Source organism: Gordonia zhaorongruii, assembly GCF_007559005.1.
Taxonomy (GTDB): domain Bacteria; phylum Actinomycetota; class Actinomycetes; order Mycobacteriales; family Mycobacteriaceae; genus Gordonia; species Gordonia zhaorongruii.
The window spans coordinates 2,656,290-2,676,672 of the sequence record NZ_CP041763.1 but is presented as its reverse complement, the minus strand read 5'-3'; the positions used below and the strand labels follow the sequence as shown (position 1 = coordinate 2,676,672).

Sequence of the window (20,383 nt, the reverse complement as noted above, 5' to 3'; positions counted from 1 at the left end):
ATGACTGAACAGCCGAACACTCCGGAGGGCTCCGAGGGCGGGACCGCCCCGAAGCCGAAGAAGAGCCGCCGATTCGCGGGTCGACGTAACCCGATGGGCATCGGTGCGCTCGGCGTGCTGATCCTGCTCATGGTGTCCGTCTCGTCCTTCTACTTGAAGGATCTGCCGCTGATCGGCGCCGGAGCACAGTACACCGCCAAGTTCTCGGAGGCCGCGGGCCTGAAGACCGGCAACGAGGTTCGCGTGGCCGGCGTCAAGGTCGGCGACGTGACCGGAGTCGAACTCGCCGGTGACAAGGTCGACGTCAAGTTCCGCGCGAACGACACCTGGATCGGGGACCAGACTCAAGCGTCCATCCAGATCAAGACGGTCCTCGGACAGAAGTACCTCGCGCTGAATCCGAAGGGCGGCGAACTCGCCGATCCGGACGTGCCGTTCACCGACACGGTGGCGCCGTACGACGTGATCGTGGCGTTCAGCGATGCGTCCGACCAGCTGGAGAGCATCGACACCGATCAGGTGGCGAAGTCGCTGCGGACATTGTCGAACGCCTTCTCGGGAACGGCAGGCGACATCGGTCCGTCCTTGGACGGAATCTCACGTCTGTCCAAGACGATCTCGAGCCGCGACCAGGAAGTGCAGCGACTGCTGCGGGCGACGAAGGACTCGTCGAAGATCCTGGCTGACCGTAACGAGGAGTTCACGCGGCTGATCGCCGGTGCGGGCACTCTCCTCAAGGAGCTCAACAAACGGCAGGAGGACATCTCGGCGCTCCTCGCGAGCACGACGACGTTGAGCCACGCGCTCACCGGCATCGTGCGGGACAACGAGGAGCAACTCGCACCCGCCCTCGACTCACTCAAGGGCGTGACCGACCTGTTGACCAGGCAGAACGGGAATCTCCGGGACACGATCACCTACATGGCGCCGTTCTACCGCCTGTACGCGAACGTGCTCGGCAACGGTCGCTGGTTCGAGTCCGCGGTCACGAACCTGATTCCGCCGGCGCTGCCGCAGCAGAACACGACGCGGCCACCCAATAAGACGAAGCTCCAGAACAACGGCGGAACGGAGGCCGGCTGATGACAACGGCTGACCAGAAACGCGGTCTGTTCTCCAAACGCGCCATCGTCTACGGGGCTATGGCCCTGGTGCTCCTCCTGATCCTGGGCGGAGCGGGATGGTGGGCGTGGTCGCGAATCGGTACGACGACCGTCCGCGCGACGTTCAGCAGCGGTATCGGCATCTACGACGGCAGCAACGTCAGGATTCTCGGCGTGGACGCCGGCAAGGTGACGAAGGTGACGCCGCGCGGCGACGTCGTCGAGATCGACATGCGGATCGACCGCGGCATCGATCTTCCGGCCAACGTGGAGGCCGTCCAGATCATCCCGTCGATCGTGGCTGACCGGTACATCCAGCTGACTCCGCCGTACAGCACCGGAGAGAAGGCCGGTAGCGACATTCGACTCGACCTCGACCACACCGGCGTACCCGTCGAGATCGATGCGATCTACGCGAACCTGCAGAAGCTCTCGAAGTCACTCGGACCCGAAGGTGCCAACAAGCACGGTGCGGTCACCGATCTCGTGGAGACGGCAGCTGACAATCTCGACGGCAACGGCGCGAAGCTGGGCGATGCGATCAGCAACCTGTCGAAGGCCGCGAACACCTTGTCGACTTCGCGAGGAGATCTGGCGAGCACGATCAAGGACCTGAACGTGTTCGTCGGTGCGTTGCGTGAGAACGACAGTCAGGTGCGGCAGTTCAACACTCAGATGGCGTCGTTCAACAAGTTCCTGGCGGGCGAACGCGGTCAGCTCACCAAGGCTCTCGACTCGCTCTCGTACGCGCTCGGTGACGTCGCCACGTTCATCTCCGACAACAACGACCGTGTCGGCGACGCGATTCGCGATCTGCATCCGACGGGCCAGGCGCTGTTGGATAACAAGGATCACCTGCTGGAGATCCTCACGGTTCTGCCGGTGACGATCTCGAACCTGATCAATGCATACGACGCGGAGTCGGGCACGTTGGCCATGCGTCTGAATCTGCGTGACCTGCAGGACCCGCTCGGGGCGCAGTGCCGGCTCCTCGACCTGAAGAACCTGATGCCCGGCAATCCGATGGCGATCGACTTCAGTAAGAAGATGGCTCCGCTGATCGATGGTTGCAAGGACATCGGAGAGCAGATCACCGACGGCGTCCTCGAGCCGATGCTGCCGATCCTCCCGTTCGGCATCCTCGATGCGAAGAAGCAGCAGCAGAAGCCGGCACCGGGCACCAACAGCGGCAACCCGGACCCGCGACTCCCCGGAGGCAAGTGATGAAGGTGTCGTTGAGCAGACGCGCACGCGCATCCGCGGTCGGCGCGGTGATGACCGTGGTGGTCGGAGTCTCCTCGGCGTGCGGCGGATTCCAGTCGGTTCCGCTGCCGGGTGGCGTGGACATCGGTGATAACCCACGCGAGTACAAGATCGCGTTCGCGAACGTGCTCGACCTGGTTCCGCAGTCGATGGTGAAGATGGACGGTGTGCCGATCGGGCAGATCACCGACATCTCGGTCCCGGAGGATTCGTGGAACGCCGTGGTGACGGTCAAGGTGAAGCACGATGTGAACCTGTCCACCAAGGCGCGTGCCAGTGTTCAGCAGACCAACCTCCTCGGTGAGAAGTTCGTCGCGCTGAGCGAAACGGAGGACGACGCGCAATCGCTGCCCCGACAGCCGGAATCGCAGGTCATCCAGACAGAGCGCACTCGTACGACGACCGACATCGAGCAGTTGCTCGGCGCGTTGTCGATGCTGCTCAACGGTGGTGGCATCAACCAGCTCGAGCCGATCATCACCTCGGTCAACGAGGCGGTCGGCTCCGACCCGGGCCGTTTCTCCTCGCTGCTGCGGCAGACCGAGACGCTCATCTCCGGGCTCAATGAGCAGCGTGACGACATCATCGAGGCGATCGACGGCGTCGACCGCCTCTCCGCACGTGCCAATGATCAGACTGACCAGATCGAGCGCATCCTCGACGAGTTGCCCGCAGGTGTGCAGGTACTCGAGGAGCAGCGGCCCCAGTTCGTGGATCTGCTGACCAAACTCGACGAGCTGGGCGAGGTGGGCACTGACGTGCTCGGCAAGGCGCACGACTCGATCATCCGTGACCTGAAGGCGTTGCGGCCGATCCTCACCGAGCTCTCCAAGGGCGCCCAGGATCTGGTGACGGCGGCACCGCTGATGCTCACCACTCCGTTCCCGGACGACCTCCTGCCCGCTGTGCAGGGTGACTCCACCAACCTGTTCATCACGCTCGACCTGCGGCTGCAGAACCAACTCGAGGCACTCGGAGTGGGGCAGGGCAAGCCGAAGTACCGGGCGCCGACGGTGCACGCGCCGAAGGTCGATCAGGGGAACCCCTACGTCGACGGCAACGGCCCGCGGTGGGGCTGGCCGACGATCTCGCTGCTACCACCGGACCTGAACTCCAAGCGTGGACCGAACACCCCGCCGTCGGGCGGCACGTATCCGGTCAGCGCCAAGGAGAAGAGGGCCGCTGCCGCGAAGGCGAAGAAGAGGTCGGCGAAGAACAAGTCGTCGAACAAGCGGAATCAGTACGCGCCCCTTCCGTCTGAGCGGGATGGCTCGGACTTCATGGCAGGCTCCATCTCGCTGATGAAGGGTGATGACGCATGATCAGCCGATTCGTGAAGATCCAGTTGATCGTCTTCGTCATCATCGGGGTCGTGGCGATCGTCTACGCGGGCGGCAAGTACGCGCGCCTGGACAAGATGGTCGGGATCTCGCAGTACCTCGTGACACTCAAGATGAGCGACACCGGAGGCGTCTTCAAGAACGCCGAGGTGACCTATCGGGGCGTGCCGGTCGGACTGGTGGGCGACATGAACATCACCAACGACGGTGTCGAGGTGACGCTGGAGATGGATTCGGGGGCGCCGAAGGTTCCGGCATCGTCGAAGGCCGTGGTGGCGAACCGTTCGGCGATCGGTGAGCAGTTCGTCGACCTGCGTCCGAAATCGGACGGCGAGCCGTACCTCGAGGACGGATCGGTGATCACCGATTACGAGTTGCCGCCGCGGCTGCAGAACGTCATCTCCGACACGATCACGCTGACCGATTCGGTCCCGGTGGACGACTTGAAGACCGTCGTCACCGAACTCGGTAAGGCGTTCCGCGGGCAGAGTGAGAATCTGACCCGGCTCATCGATTCGCTCGACGAGCTGTCGCAGACCGGCGTGGAGAACCTCGACGACACGATCGGCCTCATCCAGAACTCGAACGTGGTCCTGGGTACTCAGGCTGAGCAGTCGGACGAGATCCTGACGTGGTCGAAGAACCTGGCGGTGGTCACCGAGACCCTGGCGAACGCCGATCCGGCAGTGCGTCGCATTCTCTCGGACGGGCCGCGTGCCGCATCGTCGCTCTCGCACATGCTGAAGACCAACGGTGACGATGCGACCAAGCTGATTCATCAGCTGGGTCGGACCGTGGACGCGGTGGAACCCGCCTCGTTCGCTACCGGCGCCACGTTCGCGATGCTGTCGGCGCTGTCTGCGGGCAGCCATACACCGGCGCCGGGCGACGGGCAGATCCACTTCGGCATCGTGCTGGAGACGGAGAACCCGCCGAGTTGCACCACGGGCTACGAGAGCACCGAGGCGATCATGGCCGAGATGAAGAAGCGCGATCCCGACTTCGACCAGAACTACGACGACTACCCGTTCAACACCGAAGCCGGCTGTGATGTGCCGGTCGGTAATCCGACCGGTGTGCGCAGCGCTGACCGTGCGGCACTTGCCAATCCGGCTTTCCCGCAGCCGTGGGACAACAAGCCCAAGAAGGATCCGGACAAGCTGAACCTCAACCCGATCGCGACGCAGATGGCGCGGCTGATGGGAGTGCGTGCGAAGTAGCCGGTAGTCAGTCCTCACACCAGATTCACAGGTGCTCGGAGGACTGACTTCGGTGCTCTCGCATGTACAGTGGCGCACGATGAATTCAGACGAGGACCGGTCGGGCGACGCCGACGACAACCCCGCCGATGCGGTTGATGCATCCGCTGCGGAGACGACCGAAGTCGATACCGGAGACGGTGCGACCGAGGAAGCGCAGAGCGTCGAGGCGGCGGCCGTGGGACCGGAGAGCGAGGGACCGGAGAGCGCGCGGCACTGGTCGGTCTCCCTGGCGTTGGCCGCAGCTGTCGCGGCACTCGTCGCCGCGGTGGTGTGCCTCGGCTACTTCGGCTACACGGGAGTCCGGGCCTACACGGTCGACTCGGAACGCGAACAGGTGCGCAACAGCGCCATCGACGGGGCCGAGCAGGCGATCCTGAACACGATGACGATCGACCCGGCGGATCTGGACGGGTGGAAGAAGCGGATCAACTCGTCGCTCACCGGCGACGCGCTGAAGCAGGCGACAGACGAGTCGGCCAACGGGGTTCTGCAGCAGATCGCGGCAGCCGAGGACCGGGCGGCGAAGCTCTCGGTCCGCATCGTCCGCAGCGCGGCGACGGAGGTGAACCCGGATGAGAACACCGCGAAGGTGCTCGTGCTGTCCGAGGCGTCCTCGTCGAGTGCGCCGGACCAGGCCAGCGGACAGTCCTATCTCGTGACGATGACCGAGGACGGCGACGCGTGGAAGGCGTCGGTGATTGTTCCGCTCACCGGGATCCAGTACGACGCGAACAGCGCGAAATCAGCCGGCGAAGCTCCGAACGGCGAGGCTCCGAACGGCGGGGCTCCGAACGGCAACGAGCAGGGGAGTGGCAACTGATGGCAGCCGATCGCCCCAACAAACCGCGTCGCACACCGAAGGTCGCAGGCCGAGGTGGAGCCCGCATCGAACTGTCGCAGGATGCGGCAGCCAAGCGGGCGGCACGTGCCGCGAACGCCGACACGAGCAGTGAGTCGTCAGCTACCGGGACGACCCAGCGCTCGGAGAAGGCAGACGGCCAGAATCCGAGTGCCGGTGGCGCCGCCCCGGCGGGTGCCGGTCAGCGCGCACCGTCGCCGGCTCGATCCGCAGGACGCGGACTCCGCAAGCCGGCCCCGACGGCCGGTGAGTCCGGAGTGGAGCGAAAGCGTCAGCGCGTCGAGGCCGAGCGCCAGGCGGCCGAACGCGACCGCGCCCGGACGGACGTGGAGCCCGGCGTCCGCAACACGGGCAGTTCGCTGCGGCTGGCCTCGATCCTCGGTGCCGTGGCGGTCGTGATCGCGGCGATCGCGGCGATCCTCGCATTCCATCCTGGTGCAGAGGTCTCCGACAACCGGGCGTTCGTCGACCGCGGCGAGACTGATCAAGTGCTGTCCGAGGCCCGCGACGTCGGTTGTGCTCCGTTCCGGTTCGACTACGAGAACCTCGACAAGTGGAACGCGAAGGTCGGTGATCAACTCACCGGCACCGCGCTCGATCAGTTCCGCAAGTTCCTGAAGTCCTCTCGCGAGATGATCACGCAGACGAAGGCCGCATCGGAATGCCGAGCGGACGTCGTGGGTGTCTCGGAGCTGGAGGACGACCGAGCCGTGATCGTGGCGGATATGGTCGTGAGCACGACGCGGAACGGCGCGGCCGACCAGTCGACGATGCCGCACGTGCAGTTCACCCTGGTCAAACGCGACGGTGACTGGCGGCTGAGCGACCTCAGCGCCTTCTGACGCGGATACGGCCCGGAGCTCCGGCCAGGTGCGGCGACGAATTGTTTCGACCGATTCCGCGCGTTTCGCTTGACGGCGGGGGGCTGTCCGGTCCAATCTGTTTCCAACCGATTGCGCAGGCAGGCAGCCACGCAGCTATCGGTTCCTCTTTGGGTTGACATTTCGGACCCCTCTTCTGATACAGTTGGACGTTGCGCTGGCTGCCTCCTGTCCGCTGTTTGAATACCCCGGTCACCTCGGTGTTCCGTTCCAGGTATCGCTGTTCTCAGGGTGCAAGACCGCGCAGCGGCCCCACGGCCAATTGGCTCAATGCCATGCACCGAGAAACTTCGTGTTGGAAGGACGCATCTTGGCTCTCGACCGCCAGTCCACCTCAACCTCCGCGGGTATTATCCCGGGCGCGCCACATCGCGCTTCCTTTGCCAAGATCGACGAGCCCCTTGAAGTTCCGGGCCTGCTCGATCTGCAGCTGGACTCGTTCGATTGGCTCGTCGGCACGCCCGAGTGGCGCGCCAAGGCGATCGCCCGCGGTGAAGAGAACCCGGTCGGCGGACTCGAGGACGTCCTCCGCGAACTGTCCCCGATCGAGGACTTCTCGTCCTCGATGTCGCTGTCGTTCTCCGATCCGCACTTCGACGAGGTCAAGGCCTCGGTCGATGAGTGCAAGGACAAGGACATGACCTACGCGGCGCCGTTGTTCGTCACCGCGGAGTTCATCAACAACAACACCGGTGAGATCAAGTCGCAGACCGTCTTCATGGGCGACTTCCCGATCATGACCGATAAGGGCAGCTTCGTCATCAACGGCACCGAGCGTGTCGTGGTGAGCCAGCTCGTCCGCAGCCCCGGTGTGTACTTCGATGCGTCGATCGACAAGGCCACCGAGAAGACGCTGCACTCGGTGAAGGTGATCCCGGGCCGCGGTGCATGGCTCGAGTTCGATGTCGACAAGCGCGACACCGTCGGTGTCCGTATCGACCGCAAGCGCCGCCAGCCGGTCACAGTGCTGCTGCAGGCGCTCGGCATGACGCGCGAGGAGATCGCCGACCGCTTCGGCTTCTCCGAGATCCTCATGTCGACCCTGGAGAAGGACAGCACCGGAAACCAGGACGAGGCGCTCCTCGAGGTCTACCGCAAGCTGCGCCCGGGCGAGCCGCCGACCAAGGAGTCGGCGGAGAGCCTTCTGGAGAACCTGTTCTTCAAGGAGAAGCGCTACGACCTGGCTCGCGTCGGTCGTTACAAGATCAACAAGAAGCTCGGCCTCACCGAGACTCCGATGTTCGGCGAGTCGGTACTCAGCCGCGAGGACATCATCGCGACCGTCGAGTACCTCGTCCGTCTGCACGAGGCCGACCCGAACACGACGTCCACGATGACAGTGCCGAACGGTGTCGAGGTGCCGGTCGAGGTCGACGACATCGACCACTTCGGCAACCGTCGTCTGCGCACCGTCGGTGAGCTGATCCAGAACCAGATCCGCGTCGGACTCTCGCGTATGGAGCGCGTCGTGCGTGAGCGCATGACCACGCAGGACGCCGAGGCGATCACTCCGCAGACCCTGATCAACATCCGTCCCGTCGTGGCGGCGATCAAGGAGTTCTTCGGAACCAGCCAGCTGTCGCAGTTCATGGACCAGAACAACCCGCTGTCGGGACTGACGCACAAGCGTCGCCTGTCGGCACTGGGACCGGGCGGTCTGTCGCGTGAGCGCGCCGGCCTGGAGGTCCGCGACGTTCACCCGTCCCACTACGGCCGCATGTGCCCGATCGAGACCCCGGAAGGCCCGAACATCGGCCTGATCGGTTCGTTGTCGGTGTACGCCCGGGTCAACCCGTTCGGCTTCATCGAGACGCCGTACCGCAAGGTCGTCGACGGCAAGGTCACCGACCAGGTCCAGTACATGACCGCGGACGAAGAGGACCGCTACCTCATCGGTCAGGCCAACACGAACTACGGCCAGGACGGCACGATCACCGATGAGCGCGTTCTCGTGCGCCTCAAGGGTGCCGAGGTCGAGTTCGTCCCGGCGGGCCAGGTGGAGTACCTGGACGTCTCGCCGCGCCAGATGGTGTCGGTCGCGACCGCGATGATCCCGTTCCTCGAGCACGACGACGCCAACCGTGCACTGATGGGCGCCAACATGCAGCGTCAGGCGGTGCCGCTGGTTCGCAACGAGTCGCCGCTCGTCGGCACCGGCATGGAACTGCGTGCCGCAGTCGACGCCGGCGACGTCATCGTCACCGGCAAGAGCGGACTCGTCGAGGAGGTGTCGGCCGACTTCATCACGGTGATGGCCGACGACGGCACTCGCGACAGCTTCCGCCTGCGCAAGTTCGAGCGGAGCAACCACGGCACCTGCGCCAACCAGGTCCCGATCGTCGACGAGGGTCAGCGTGTCGAGGCCGGCCAGGTTCTCGCCGACGGGCCTTGCACCGACGAGGGCGAGATGGCGCTCGGCAAGAACCTCCTCGTGGCGATCATGCCGTGGGAGGGCCACAACTACGAGGACGCGATCATCCTGAGCCAGCGCCTCGTCGAAGAGGACACGCTCACCTCGATCCACATCGAGGAGCACGAGATCGATGCCCGCGACACCAAGCTCGGTGCCGAGGAGATCACTCGTGACATCCCGAACGTCTCCGACGAGGTCCTCGCCGACCTCGATGAGCGCGGCATCGTCCGCATCGGTGCCGAGGTCCGCGACGGCGACGTGCTGGTCGGCAAGGTCACGCCGAAGGGCGAGACCGAGCTGACCCCGGAGGAGCGCCTGCTGCGCGCGATCTTCGGCGAGAAGGCGCGCGAGGTTCGCGACACCTCGCTGAAGGTTCCGCACGGCGAGACCGGCAAGGTCATCGGCGTCCGCGTCTTCAGCCGTGAGGACGATGACGATCTGGCGCCGGGCGTCAACGAGCTCGTCCGCGTCTACGTGGCGCAGAAGCGGAAGATCCAGGACGGCGACAAGCTCGCAGGCCGCCACGGCAACAAGGGCGTCATCGGCAAGATCCTCCCGCAGGAGGACATGCCGTTCCTGCCCGACGGCAGCCCGGTCGACATCATCCTGAACACCCACGGTGTGCCGCGTCGTATGAACATCGGCCAGATCCTGGAGACCCACCTCGGTTGGGTCGCCAAGGCCGGCTGGAACATCGACACCGAGAAGCTGGAGGAGGAGTGGGCCAAGCGCCTGCCCGCCGACATGCACTCGGCGGAGCCGGACACGAACACCGCCACCCCGGTGTTCGACGGTGCTCGGGACGATGAGCTCGCGGGCCTGCTCGGCTCGACGCTCCCGAACCGGGACGGCGACGTCATGGTCGGACCGGACGGCAAGGCGACGTTGTTCGACGGCCGCTCCGGCGAGCCGTTCCCGTACCCGGTGGCAGTCGGCTACATGTACATCATCAAGCTGCACCACCTGGTGGACGACAAGATCCACGCGCGTTCGACGGGTCCGTACTCGATGATCACCCAGCAGCCGCTGGGCGGTAAGGCGCAGTTCGGTGGCCAGCGCTTCGGTGAGATGGAGTGCTGGGCGATGCAGGCGTACGGCGCCGCATACACCCTGCAGGAACTGCTGACCATCAAGTCGGACGACGTCGTCGGCCGCGTGAAGGTCTACGAGGCGATCGTCAAGGGCGAGAACATCCCGGAGCCTGGCATTCCGGAGTCGTTCAAGGTGCTCCTCAAGGAGCTCCAGTCGTTGTGCCTGAACGTGGAGGTGCTGTCGTCCGACGGTGCAGCCATCGAGATGGCCGACTCCGACGACGAGGACCTCGAGCGTGCCGCTGCGAACCTGGGCATCAACCTGTCGCGCAACGAGAACGCCACGGTCGACGATCTCGCCAACTGACCTTCACCACTTACGACGGGGTTCAGCCTCGGCGAACCCAGAGAGCTCTGAAAGGTAACACGTGCTCGACGTCAACTTTTTCGACGAACTGAAGATCGGTCTTGCAACGGCCGATGACATCCATACGTGGTCGTACGGTGAGGTCAAGAAGCCGGAGACCATCAACTACCGCACCCTGAAGCCGGAGAAGGACGGACTCTTCTGCGAGAAGATCTTCGGACCGACCCGCGACTGGGAGTGCTACTGCGGCAAGTACAAGCGCGTTCGCTTCAAGGGCATCATCTGTGAGCGCTGCGGCGTCGAGGTGACCAAGGCCAAGGTGCGTCGTGAGCGCATGGGCCACATCGAGCTGGCTGCTGCGGTCACGCACATCTGGTACTTCAAGGGCGTGCCGAGCCGTCTGGGCTACCTGCTCGACCTGGCCCCGAAGGATCTCGAGAAGATCATCTACTTCGCCGCCTACGTCATCACCTCGGTGGACGACGAGCTGCGTCACGCAGAGCTGTCGACCCGTGAGGCCGAGATGGGCGTCGAGCGCAAGGCCATCATGGACGACCTCGAGGTCGCACTGGCCGAGCGCCAGAGCAAGCTCGAGGCCGACTTGGCCGAGCTGGAGGCCGAAGAGGCCAAGGCCGACGCCAAGCGCAAGGTCCGCGATGCCGGCGAGCGTGAGCTCAAGCGCATGCGCGACGCCGCGAACCGCGAGGTCGAGGCTCTCGACGAGATCTGGGACAAGTTCACCAAGCTGGCTCCGGGCGAGCTGATCGTGGACGAGCGCCTGTACCGCGAGCTCGAGGACCGCTTCGGCGAGTACTTCACCGGCTCGATGGGTGCCGAGGCGATCAAGAAGCTCCTCGAGACCTTCGACATCGACGCCGAGGCCGAGTCGCTTCGCGAGACCATCCGCAGCGGCAAGGGGCAGAAGAAGCTCCGCGCTCTCAAGCGTCTCAAGGTTGTCGCGGCATTCCAGCGTTCGGGCAATTCGCCGCAGGCGATGGTCCTCGAGGCCGTCCCGGTGATCCCGCCGGAGCTGCGTCCGATGGTCCAGCTCGATGGTGGCCGCTTCGCCACCAGCGACCTGAACGACCTGTACCGCCGCGTGATCAACCGCAACAACCGTCTCAAGCGACTGATCGATCTCGGTGCGCCCGAGATCATCGTCAACAACGAGAAGCGCATGCTTCAGGAGTCGGTCGACGCACTGTTCGACAACGGCCGTCGTGGCCGTCCGGTAACCGGACCGGGCAACCGCCCGCTCAAGTCGCTGTCCGATCTACTCAAGGGCAAGCAGGGTCGCTTCCGTCAGAACCTGCTCGGCAAGCGTGTCGACTACTCGGGCCGTAGCGTCATCGTCGTCGGCCCGCAGCTCAAGCTGCACCAGTGCGGTCTGCCGAAGCTGATGGCCCTCGAGCTGTTCAAGCCGTTCGTGATGAAGCGTCTGGTCGATCTGAACCAGGCGCAGAACATCAAGTCGGCCAAGCGCATGGTGGAGCGTCAGCGTCCCGCCGTGTGGGATGTCCTCGAAGAGGTCATCGCCGAGCACCCGGTCATGCTGAACCGTGCTCCGACGCTGCACCGTCTGGGCATCCAGGCGTTCGAGCCGCAGCTCGTCGAGGGCAAGGCCATTCAGCTGCACCCGCTGGTGTGTGAGGCCTTCAACGCCGACTTCGACGGTGACCAGATGGCCGTGCACCTGCCGCTGTCGGCGGAGGCGCAGGCCGAGGCGCGCATCCTGATGCTGTCCTCGAACAACATCCTGTCGCCGGCGTCGGGCCGTCCGCTCGCCATGCCGCGTCTGGACATGGTGACCGGTCTGTACTACCTGACCACCCAGAAGCCGGGTGAGGTCGGCGAGTACACCGAGTCGTCGAAGGACGACATCGAGCGTGGCGCCTACTCGAGCCCGTCCGAGGCCATCATGGCCGTCGACCGCGGCGCACTGAGCATTCAGGCGTCGATCAAGGTGCGGCTGACCGATCAGCGTCCGCCCGCGGACGTCGAGGCCGAGCAGTTCCCCGAGGGCTGGCGCAAGGGCGATGCGTGGGAGACCACCACCACCCTGGGTCGCGTGATGTTCAACGAGCTGCTCCCGGTGGACTACCCGTTCATCGACGAGCAGATGCCGAAGAAGCGTCAGGCCGTGATCATCAACGACCTCGCCGAGCGCTACCCGATGATCGTCGTCGCTCAGACCGTCGACAAGCTGAAGGACGTCGGCTTCTACTGGGCGACCCGTTCGGGTGTCACGGTCTCGATGTCGGACGTCCTCGTGCCGCCGGCCAAGGCCGAGATCCTCGAACGCTACGAGGAGCGGGCCGATGGGCTGGAGCGCAAGTTCCAGCGTGGTGGCCTGACGACCGACGAGCGTCGTGACGCACTGGTCGAGATCTGGAAGCAGGCGACCGAGGAGGTCGGTAAGGCTCTCGAGGACTACTACCCCGAGGACAACCCGATCACGATGATCCCGCGCTCGGGCGCGACCGGCAACATGACGCAGGTTCGTAACCTGTCGGGCATGAAGGGCCTGGTCACCAACCCGAAGGGTGAGTTCATCCCGCGTCCGATCAAGTCCTCGTTCCGTGAGGGCCTGACCGTCGCCGAGTACTTCATCAATACGCACGGTGCCCGTAAGGGTCTGGCCGACACGGCGCTGCGTACCGCCGACTCGGGTTACCTGACCCGTCGTCTGGTGGACGTGTCGCAGGACGTCATCGTCCGCGAGACCGATTGCGGCACCGAGCGCGGCATCATGGTCCCGCTGGCCGAGCGTTCGGCCGAGGGCGTGCTCATCCGCGACCCGCACGTCGAGACCTCGGCGTACGCCCGCACCCTCGCGGTCGACGCCAAGGACTCCTCGGGCAACGTCGTGATCGAGCGCGGCCACGACCTGGGCGACCCGGCGATCGAGGCTCTCCTCGAGGCCGGCGTCACCGAGGTGAAGGTCCGTTCGGTTCTGACCTGTGCGACGGGCACCGGCGTCTGTGCTCACTGCTACGGCCGCAGCATGGCGACCGGCAAGCTCGTCGACATCGGCGAAGCGGTCGGCATCATCGCCGCCCAGTCGATCGGTGAGCCCGGTACCCAGCTGACGATGCGTACCTTCCACCAGGGTGGTGTCGGTGACGACATCACCGGCGGTCTGCCGCGTGTCACGGAACTGTTCGAGGCTCGCGTGCCCAAGGGCAAGGCGCCGATCGCCGAGGTGTCGGGCCGGGTTCAGGTCGAGGACGACGATCGCTTCTACAAGATCACCATCGTCCCGGACGACGGCAGCGAAGAGGTCGTCTACGACAAGATCTCGAAGCGTCAGCGCATGCGCGTCTTCAAGCACGAGGACGGCACCGAGCGTCTGCTCGCCGACGGCGACCACGTCGAGGTCGGTCAGCAGCTCATGGAGGGTGCTGCCGACCCGCACGAGGTGCTCCGCATCATGGGCCCGCGTCAGGTGCAGATCCACCTGGTCAACGAGGTCCAGGAGGTGTACCGGAGCCAGGGTGTGTCGATCCACGACAAGCACGTCGAGACGATCGTCCGCCAGATGCTGCGTCGCGTGACGATCATCGATTCCGGTGCGACCGAGTTCCTGCCGGGCTCGCTGACCGAGCGTGCCGAGTTCGAGGCCGCGAACCGTTCGGTCGTGACCGAGGGCGGCGAGCCTGCTGCCGGACGCCCGGTCCTGATGGGCATCACGAAGGCGTCGCTGGCCACCGATTCGTGGCTGTCGGCGGCGTCGTTCCAGGAGACCACTCGAGTGCTGACCGATGCGGCCATCAACAGCCGCAGCGATCGTCTCGTCGGCCTCAAGGAGAACGTGATCATCGGTAAGCTGATCCCGGCCGGTACCGGCATCGACCGCTACCGCAACATCGAGGTTCAGCCGACCGAGGAAGCGCGTGCCGCGGCATACGCTCTCCCGACGTACGACGACACCTACTACAGCCCGGAAGGCGCCTTCGGCGCTCCGAGCGGTGCCGCCGTCCCGCTGGACGACTACGGATTCGGCAGCGACTTCCGCTGATCCGCTGATTCGACGAAAGTGCCCCTGCCTGGGTCAGGCAGGGGCACTTTTCGGTTCGGTGTTTGGTGTTCGGTGTTCGGTAGCCGGTATGTGGTGTTCAGCGGGCGTGGTTCACGAGCGTGCGAGTGCCTCTGCCCGGGGACCGACGGCTTCGGTGACCGAGGCGAACTTGGCCACGAGCTCCTTTCCGAGCGTCAGCTTCACCAAACCGGACACCGGCCCGGTGATCTCGAAGTGCGACTCGTAGCGGCTGCGTCCGTCCCCGAGGTCGATGACGGTGTGACGGCGAAGGCTGCGGACGGCGCCGAGGGGGACACGCTTCATGCTGTACGCGAAGGTCTTTCCGGGGTCGACGTCGACGATGTACTCGCGTGCGGAGCGCAGTCCGCCGGGGCCGAGGCGGAACTTCATGTCCAGTGGAGCGCCCGGTTCCAGGGTCGACGAGCATTCGACCTGGAAGGGATTCCATTCGCCGTACGCGTCGAAGTCGGTCAGCACTCGCCAGACGACGTCGGCGGGGGCGTCGATGTCGATGGAGCTATCGGTGATCAGTGGCATGCACCCCATCGTAGAACGTGTTCTCGTTTCCTTCCCGCGGCTGGTAGTGCTTCACGCGGCGCTGGCCGAGGCCGCGGGACGATGTACCTGCCGCGGGAGCGGCGGTCACAGCAGATCAAGCCTCTGCACCCAGAACCGGATCCGGTCGAGCATGGTGCCGCGTTCCAGGTCGGCCCTCGTCCACCGCACCACCATGAGCCCTTGAGCGCGCAACGCATCTTCGCGAACCTTCTCCCGGGATACCGCATCGGCGGCGGTCTCACCGCGCCGCAGATCGCGTCCGTACTTGATCCGACCGTCGAACTCGCCTGCGAGTCTGTCGTCCCAGCAGAAGTCGACGAACGCCTGCCCCGTGCCGATGGTGAAACGCGTCTGAAGGTCCGGAGCCGGTAGCCTGCCGTCGATCATCTGAGCACGGCTCCACGACTCTGCGGGATTCGCGGATCGTGCGTTGGCGTACTCGATCGCCCGCGATGCGACCCGTGCACCGCGTCGTCGACGGCGGTGCAGACACTCCAGCAGCTGATCCCGTGACGCGCCGAGCGCGAGGGCTCCGTCGCACGCCGTCAGCGCCGACGCGAATCGGGTGGAGCACGCGAGGTCCACAGCGGTCCTCGCCGGGCTCGTGACGGCGACTCCGTCCACGAGCACGACGTCGTCGTCGAAGGGGCCTGCGTGCGTGTGTCTGGTCGGCCGGACCTTTCCGTTTCCGGGAGAGCCGTTGATGACGTGGACCCGCATCCGGTCGGGACGGAGCACCGGCAGGCCCAGCACGGCTGCCGCAGACTGGTGACTCAGCACGGCGTCGTCGGCTATCGCCGCAGCCCGGCAGCGCAGTCGGTACAGTTCGCTACCGGCGTCCGGGTGCGCCGCAATCCGGTCCGGCGCCGCGTAAACGCCACGCGACACCTTGGCCACGTCGCCGCGGGCGACGGCGTGCGCGATCTGGTGATCGCTGTAGCCGGCATCGACGAAGTCGGTCCGACGAATTGTCTCGGTATCGGCAGTTGGGCTCATACTCGTTAGACGCACGCGGCGTCTCGTCGGTGCCGCGCGATTCCACATGACTCCCGCGGCACCTACTTCTTCCCGCGGCCTCTGCACGCGCCGCGGGAAGCAGTACCTGCCGCGGGAACGAGAGTGAGTTACCGGGCGCCGATGGCGCGGGCGATCATCGGCCAGGAGTCGTGGAGTCCGGCCTTGAACAGGCCCCAGGTGTGGACGCCGTCTGGGCGATGCATGAACTCGTGCGCGATGCCGAGACTGTTGAGACGTCGCGACATGTTCTCGGTGCAGCGCAGTGAGACGGCCTCGATGACGTTTCCGCCGACCATGCCGCCCCCGTTGCGCAGGAGATCGCCGTCCACAGGGCCGGGGACGCCCGATCCCGCAGACAGGTAGACGGCCTTACCGCGGAGCTTCCCCGCATTGACGACGGGGTCGTGGTGGTACCAGGCCGGGCTGCCCGGCGGTCCCCACATGTTGAGCACGTTGCCGCCGCCGCGCGCGACCACGGCGTTGGTCGCCATGAGGCCCAGAGGATCGGTGGTTCCCGGGCAGCCGCTGTACGCGGCGACGGCGCGGTAGCGCCTCGGTGCGTGGGTCGCGATGTCCAGGGCCGGCCCGGCCGACATCGAGACGCCCGACAGGGCGTTCGCTCCGCTGGTCCGGTACGACCTGTCGATGACTGCCGGCAGTTCGCGGTTCACGTAGGTCTGCCATTTGTTGACGCCGAGCGACGGGTCGGCGTTCTGCCAGTCGGTCATCATCGAGAACCTGCCGCCGATCGGCAGGATCACGTTGACGGGCTTGTGTGCGAAGAATTCACGGACACCGCCGTTGTGGTACCAGGAGATGCGGTCCTCACCGCCGCCGATGCCGGGCAGCATGTAGAAAGCGGGCAGACCCGCGGGCTTTCCCACCGGGTGCAGGACATGATTGCGAACCACGCGGCGCATGGACGGTGAGTACACCGAGACCAGGTCGGTACGGGCTTCGATGCGCGCTACGCCGACGATCCTGGGTGCGGCATCCGCCGCTCCCACGGCGGGCGCCAGTGCTGCCGTGAGGGCGACCAGCACTCCGGCGACCACTGCCCGGCGCGCCGCTCGCGCGCAGAAGTTACGCATGTGGCTCAGGTTAGGTGCGACCTCGGGTGTCAGGAAACGGCCGTGATCGTCCTGATGCCAGATCGATGCGGGTCGATGTAAGTGATCGGCGGTAGGCGGCGTGCAGAAGGCAAGGGGTAGGGGCCTGGCAGCAGAAGGTCGAGGGCAGAAGGCGGAAGACAGCGGGTGCACGGCGCGGTGGACTCCTAAAGTGGATATGTGGCCGATGAACCCGACGCAGCATCACCGCCCCGATTCCGGTGGTTGCTGCACTTCGACCTGGACCAGTTCCAGGTATCGGTGGAGCGGTTGCGCGATCGTGGCCTGGTGGGAGTGCCGGTCGTCGTCGGCGGCGACGGTGATCCTTCACGGGCACGTCAGGTGGTGACGTGCGCGTCGTACGAGGCGCGGGCGCTCGGTGTGCGCGCCGGACTGCCGTTGCCCGCGGCCCGGAGGAAGGCCCCCGAGGCGCTGTTCCTGCCCCTGGACATGGCGCGTTACGAAGCCGAATCGGCGAAGGTCATGGACGTGATCCGCGAGTTCGGCCATCCGGTCGAGGTGTGGGGCTGGGACGAGGGATACGTCGGTGTCGAGCCCCGCGACACGGCAGCGGTGCTGGACGCAGGCGACGTCGCGGCCCTCGCCGACGAGATCCGCCGAACCGTGCTCGACCGGACGGAGCTGAGCTGCTGTCTCGGGATCTCGGACAACAAGCAACGAGCCAAGATGGCCACCGGATTCGCCAAAACCGCCATCAGGGCCCCCGGCAGCGGTCCGCAGGACCGGGTGTTCGCCCTCGACGATGGGAACTGGGCGGAACTCATGGGGCCGCGTCCGTGCCGGGATCTGTGGAGCGTGGGCCCCAAGACTGCGGCCAAGCTCGCCGATCAGGGCGTCGACTCCGTCGACCAACTCGTCAGCGTCCACCGTGACGACCTGGTGGCGACCTTCGGGCCCAGTCAGGGCAATTGGCTGTACGTCCTGTGTCGTGGCGGGGGAGACGATGCGATCGCGACGCAGGACCGGGTCGCGAAGTCGCATTCGAAGGCGCGGACGTACGCTGCCGACCTGACCGACGCCGACGAGATCCGGCGCGCGGTCGCCGACCTGACACAGGAGGTCCTCGACCAAGTGGAGGGCGAGGGGCGGATTCCGTTCCGAGTAGGACTCACGGTGCGGACCGCGACGTTCTACACGCGTACCAAGATGCGGAAGCTGGCGACGCCGACCACGTCGTTCGACGCGATCGTTCCGGTCGCCTGGAAATTGCTAGAGGCCTTCGACGTGCAACGTCCGGTCCGGTTGATAGCGGTGCGGCTCGAACTTCTCGACCCCGAGTAGCCGCCGCGTTCGTGACTGGGCGGAACGAGAGCTAGCGAGGAATCCGGAGGGCCTGCAGTGCGGCGTCTGGGTCTTCGTCGAGGCCGATCCGGTCCCAGTCGGTGCCGATCTGCAGCACGGCGTACGCCGAGGTCGGGAACCGGTCGATCTCGGCCGACGGATCGAGTGCGAATGCGGCTTCGGGCATACCTGGGAAGTGCCCGACCATCAGCAGCGTCGAGGCGTCTGCGGGCGCGTGGACGCGGATCACCTCGAACAGTTCGCGTGGGGTGCCACCGTAGATGTCGTCGATGAACTGAGCCGGTGCATCGATCCGGGTCCGTGCGAGTGTCAGGCGGGTGCGCGTGGCCGTCGAGCACAGAACCGCGTCGATCTGGTGCCCGTCGTCGCGGATCCAGTCTCCGGCCAGAGCCGCCTGTCGGTCCCCGCGATCGTTGAGCGGTCGGGCGTGGTCGTCGACGCCGAGCGGATAGTCGCTCTTGCCGTGGCGCAGAAGGATTAGGGTGCGCGGTGCTGCGGCGCTCATGCCGCACCGGCATGCGCACGTGCGGGCGTCGCCATCCGTCTCAGCACCTGTGCGGTGGACCGCCACGCGGACGCCTCCTGGGAGTAGAAGTCGTGGGTGGCGAGATCGTCCGCGTCGGCGGCCTCACCGGCCAGGTCGGACAGTTCGAGGTGCTCGTCGAAGCAGCGAGTGATCAGCGATTCGATGCGCTCACCGCGGCAGGCGGCATCGATGTCCACCGATGCCAGGGTCATCAGGCGTTCCAACTCACTTCGGTACATGACAATCAGAGTAGATCCGGCCTCCGACAAATCGTGGGACCACGGACTCCTCGGGCAGGAGTGCGGTGGGGCCGGTCCGGGCCGCCTTCGATCGCCGTGGGGACCGCGACTGGTGAACGGTGATCTTGCCCGCATGCCATGGTGCGACGCGCGTGCACGGGCCGACTGACCGATAAGCTGAAAAGGATGCACACCTGGGTCCCCGCGCTATTGGCTACCGCAGCAGCGCTGCTGATCGCCGTCGGAACCGTGCTGCGCCAGCGCGCCTCGGGTCCGCGCGGCGGAATCGGTGCAGGCTGGTCGCTGGGGGCCGCCATCGCGTTCACCGGATTCTTCCTGCAGGCGACGTCCCTGGGGCTCGGGTCCATTCTTCTCGTGCAACCACTGGTCATCCTGGCAGTGCTCTTCGCACTGCCGCTGGAGGCCTGGGCCGATCATCGGCACCCGCGGCCGTCCGAATGGGCGTGGGGTGCCCTGCTGGTGGTGTGCGTGGTGGTGTTCCTCTTGATCGCCAGACCGACCACAACCGACCGCAGACCGGAGGTGGTGACCACGGGAATCACGGTCGGGGTGGTCACCGCAGGCCTCATCGGTCTCGTCGTGGTGGCCGAGCGGTGTCGAAACGACCACCACCGCGCGCTGTTCTACGGACTAGCCTCCGGCGCGCTCTTCGGCGTCTCCGCAGTGCTGATCAAGACGGTCGCATGGCGCATCATGGACGACACGTTCTCGGTGTTCCTGCACTACGAGATCTACCTGCTGATCCCGATCCTGATCCTCGCAGTGGTGGCCCAGCAACGCGGCTTCGGATCCGGGGACCTGCAGACATCGTTCCCCGCGATGAACGTCATGGAACCGACCGTGGCGATGCTGCTCGGAGTGGTGCTCCTGGGCGAGAGCATCGACGTGAGCGTGGCGATGATGGCGTTCCTCGCCGTGGTGCTGGCATTGGCGAGCATCGCCGTGGTGAAACTGGCCAAACATGCGGCGATCCGCGGTGACCGGTGGGAAGCACCGGTCACCGCGGATGCGGTGGTGTGAGTTCTCTGCTGC

15 protein-coding genes are annotated in these 20,383 nt (G+C 65.7%); 10 read left to right on the top strand and 5 right to left on the bottom strand.

The genetic code is table 11. The annotated features are described in order from the left end of the window. The 8 genes from FO044_RS12370 (at position 1) to FO044_RS12335 (ending at position 14,537) form a co-directional block, all read left to right on the top strand. The gene (locus FO044_RS12370; protein WP_132992200.1) at positions 1-1,083 is read left to right on the top strand and encodes an MCE family protein; all 1,083 of its coding nucleotides are present in this window, start codon (positions 1-3) and stop codon (positions 1,081-1,083) included. Then, the gene (locus FO044_RS12365) at positions 1,083-2,327 is read left to right on the top strand and encodes an MCE family protein (protein WP_143965741.1); all 1,245 of its coding nucleotides are present in this window, start codon (positions 1,083-1,085) and stop codon (positions 2,325-2,327) included. The genes FO044_RS12370 and FO044_RS12365 overlap by 1 nt, the downstream gene beginning before the upstream one ends. After that, positions 2,327-3,688 (top strand): MCE family protein, encoded by a 1,362-nt coding sequence (locus tag FO044_RS12360; protein WP_143965740.1) that lies wholly within the window; start codon positions 2,327-2,329, stop codon positions 3,686-3,688. The genes FO044_RS12365 and FO044_RS12360 overlap by 1 nt, the downstream gene beginning before the upstream one ends. Beyond that, on the top strand, positions 3,685-4,926 hold the full coding sequence (locus tag FO044_RS12355) for an MlaD family protein (protein WP_132992197.1): 1,242 nt from the start codon (positions 3,685-3,687) through the stop codon (positions 4,924-4,926). The genes FO044_RS12360 and FO044_RS12355 overlap by 4 nt, the downstream gene beginning before the upstream one ends. 79 nt (positions 4,927-5,005) lie before the next feature. Continuing rightward, a complete protein-coding gene (locus tag FO044_RS12350; RefSeq protein WP_143965739.1) occupies positions 5,006-5,788 on the top strand; it encodes a hypothetical protein in 783 nt (260 codons plus the stop codon). Beyond that, the gene (locus FO044_RS12345) at positions 5,788-6,669 is read left to right on the top strand and encodes a hypothetical protein (RefSeq protein ID WP_186290548.1); all 882 of its coding nucleotides are present in this window, start codon (positions 5,788-5,790) and stop codon (positions 6,667-6,669) included. Before FO044_RS12350 ends, FO044_RS12345 begins: the two co-directional genes overlap by 1 nt. A 349-nt stretch (positions 6,670-7,018) precedes the next feature. Beyond that, on the top strand, positions 7,019-10,519 hold the full coding sequence (rpoB, locus tag FO044_RS12340) for a DNA-directed RNA polymerase subunit beta (protein WP_132992195.1): 3,501 nt from the start codon (positions 7,019-7,021) through the stop codon (positions 10,517-10,519). A gap of 61 nt (positions 10,520-10,580) precedes the next feature. Then, a complete protein-coding gene (locus FO044_RS12335; RefSeq protein ID WP_132992194.1) occupies positions 10,581-14,537 on the top strand; it encodes a DNA-directed RNA polymerase subunit beta' in 3,957 nt (1,318 codons plus the stop codon). A gap of 111 nt (positions 14,538-14,648) precedes the next feature. Here FO044_RS12335 and FO044_RS12330 read toward each other — a convergent pair whose 3' ends face one another. From FO044_RS12330 to FO044_RS12320, 3 genes are all read right to left on the bottom strand, one after another. Then, positions 14,649-15,095 (bottom strand): SRPBCC domain-containing protein, encoded by a 447-nt coding sequence (locus tag FO044_RS12330; protein ID WP_132992193.1) that lies wholly within the window; start codon positions 15,093-15,095, stop codon positions 14,649-14,651. Between the two features lie 105 nt (positions 15,096-15,200). Beyond that, positions 15,201-16,112: a type IV toxin-antitoxin system AbiEi family antitoxin domain-containing protein gene (locus tag FO044_RS12325; RefSeq protein ID WP_132992192.1), complete on the bottom strand. Its 912-nt coding sequence runs from the start codon at positions 16,110-16,112 to the stop codon at positions 15,201-15,203. Between the two features lie 128 nt (positions 16,113-16,240). Next, a complete protein-coding gene (locus tag FO044_RS12320) occupies positions 16,241-17,224 on the bottom strand; it encodes an alpha/beta hydrolase (protein ID WP_132992191.1) in 984 nt (327 codons plus the stop codon). Between the two features lie 198 nt (positions 17,225-17,422). Here FO044_RS12320 and FO044_RS12315 point away from each other — a divergent pair, with 198 nt between their 5' ends. Continuing rightward, on the top strand, positions 17,423-18,544 hold the full coding sequence (locus tag FO044_RS12315; protein ID WP_132992190.1) for a DNA polymerase IV: 1,122 nt from the start codon (positions 17,423-17,425) through the stop codon (positions 18,542-18,544). 31 nt (positions 18,545-18,575) lie between these two features. Here the strand turns inward: FO044_RS12315 and FO044_RS12310 are convergent, their stop codons facing one another. Together FO044_RS12310 and FO044_RS12305 are read right to left on the bottom strand one after the other, a co-directional pair. Next, a complete protein-coding gene (locus FO044_RS12310; RefSeq protein ID WP_132992189.1) occupies positions 18,576-19,070 on the bottom strand; it encodes a SixA phosphatase family protein in 495 nt (164 codons plus the stop codon). Continuing rightward, positions 19,067-19,330 carry a hypothetical protein gene (locus FO044_RS12305; protein WP_235831342.1) on the bottom strand — a complete coding sequence of 88 codons (264 nt, stop codon included), beginning with the start codon at positions 19,328-19,330 and terminating at the stop codon, positions 19,067-19,069. Before FO044_RS12305 ends, FO044_RS12310 begins: the two co-directional genes overlap by 4 nt. Before the next feature lie 186 nt (positions 19,331-19,516). Here FO044_RS12305 and FO044_RS12300 point away from each other — a divergent pair, with 186 nt between their 5' ends. Further along, positions 19,517-20,371: a DMT family transporter gene (locus tag FO044_RS12300; protein WP_132992188.1), complete on the top strand. Its 855-nt coding sequence runs from the start codon at positions 19,517-19,519 to the stop codon at positions 20,369-20,371. Positions 20,372-20,383 lie beyond the last annotated feature (12 nt).

Excerpts from the sequence above, each read along its gene's own strand:
- FO044_RS12345 (WP_186290548.1), top strand. The coding sequence starts at position 5,788 with ATGGCAGCCGATCGCCCCAACAAACCGCGTCGCACACCGAAGGTCGCA.
- FO044_RS12370 (WP_132992200.1), top strand. The coding sequence starts at position 1 with ATGACTGAACAGCCGAACACTCCGGAGGGCTCCGAGGGCGGGACCGCC.
- FO044_RS12350 (WP_143965739.1), top strand. The coding sequence starts at position 5,006 with ATGAATTCAGACGAGGACCGGTCGGGCGACGCCGACGACAACCCCGCC.
- FO044_RS12305 (WP_235831342.1), bottom strand. The coding sequence starts at position 19,330 with ATGTACCGAAGTGAGTTGGAACGCCTGATGACCCTGGCATCGGTGGAC.
- FO044_RS12325 (WP_132992192.1), bottom strand. The coding sequence starts at position 16,112 with ATGAGCCCAACTGCCGATACCGAGACAATTCGTCGGACCGACTTCGTC.
- FO044_RS12300 (WP_132992188.1), top strand. The coding sequence starts at position 19,517 with ATGCACACCTGGGTCCCCGCGCTATTGGCTACCGCAGCAGCGCTGCTG.
- FO044_RS12310 (WP_132992189.1), bottom strand. The coding sequence starts at position 19,070 with ATGAGCGCCGCAGCACCGCGCACCCTAATCCTTCTGCGCCACGGCAAG.
- FO044_RS12320 (WP_132992191.1), bottom strand. The coding sequence starts at position 17,224 with ATGCGTAACTTCTGCGCGCGAGCGGCGCGCCGGGCAGTGGTCGCCGGA.
- FO044_RS12360 (WP_143965740.1), top strand. The coding sequence starts at position 2,327 with ATGAAGGTGTCGTTGAGCAGACGCGCACGCGCATCCGCGGTCGGCGCG.
- FO044_RS12330 (WP_132992193.1), bottom strand. The coding sequence starts at position 15,095 with ATGCCACTGATCACCGATAGCTCCATCGACATCGACGCCCCCGCCGAC.
- FO044_RS12355 (WP_132992197.1), top strand. The coding sequence starts at position 3,685 with ATGATCAGCCGATTCGTGAAGATCCAGTTGATCGTCTTCGTCATCATC.
- FO044_RS12365 (WP_143965741.1), top strand. The coding sequence starts at position 1,083 with ATGACAACGGCTGACCAGAAACGCGGTCTGTTCTCCAAACGCGCCATC.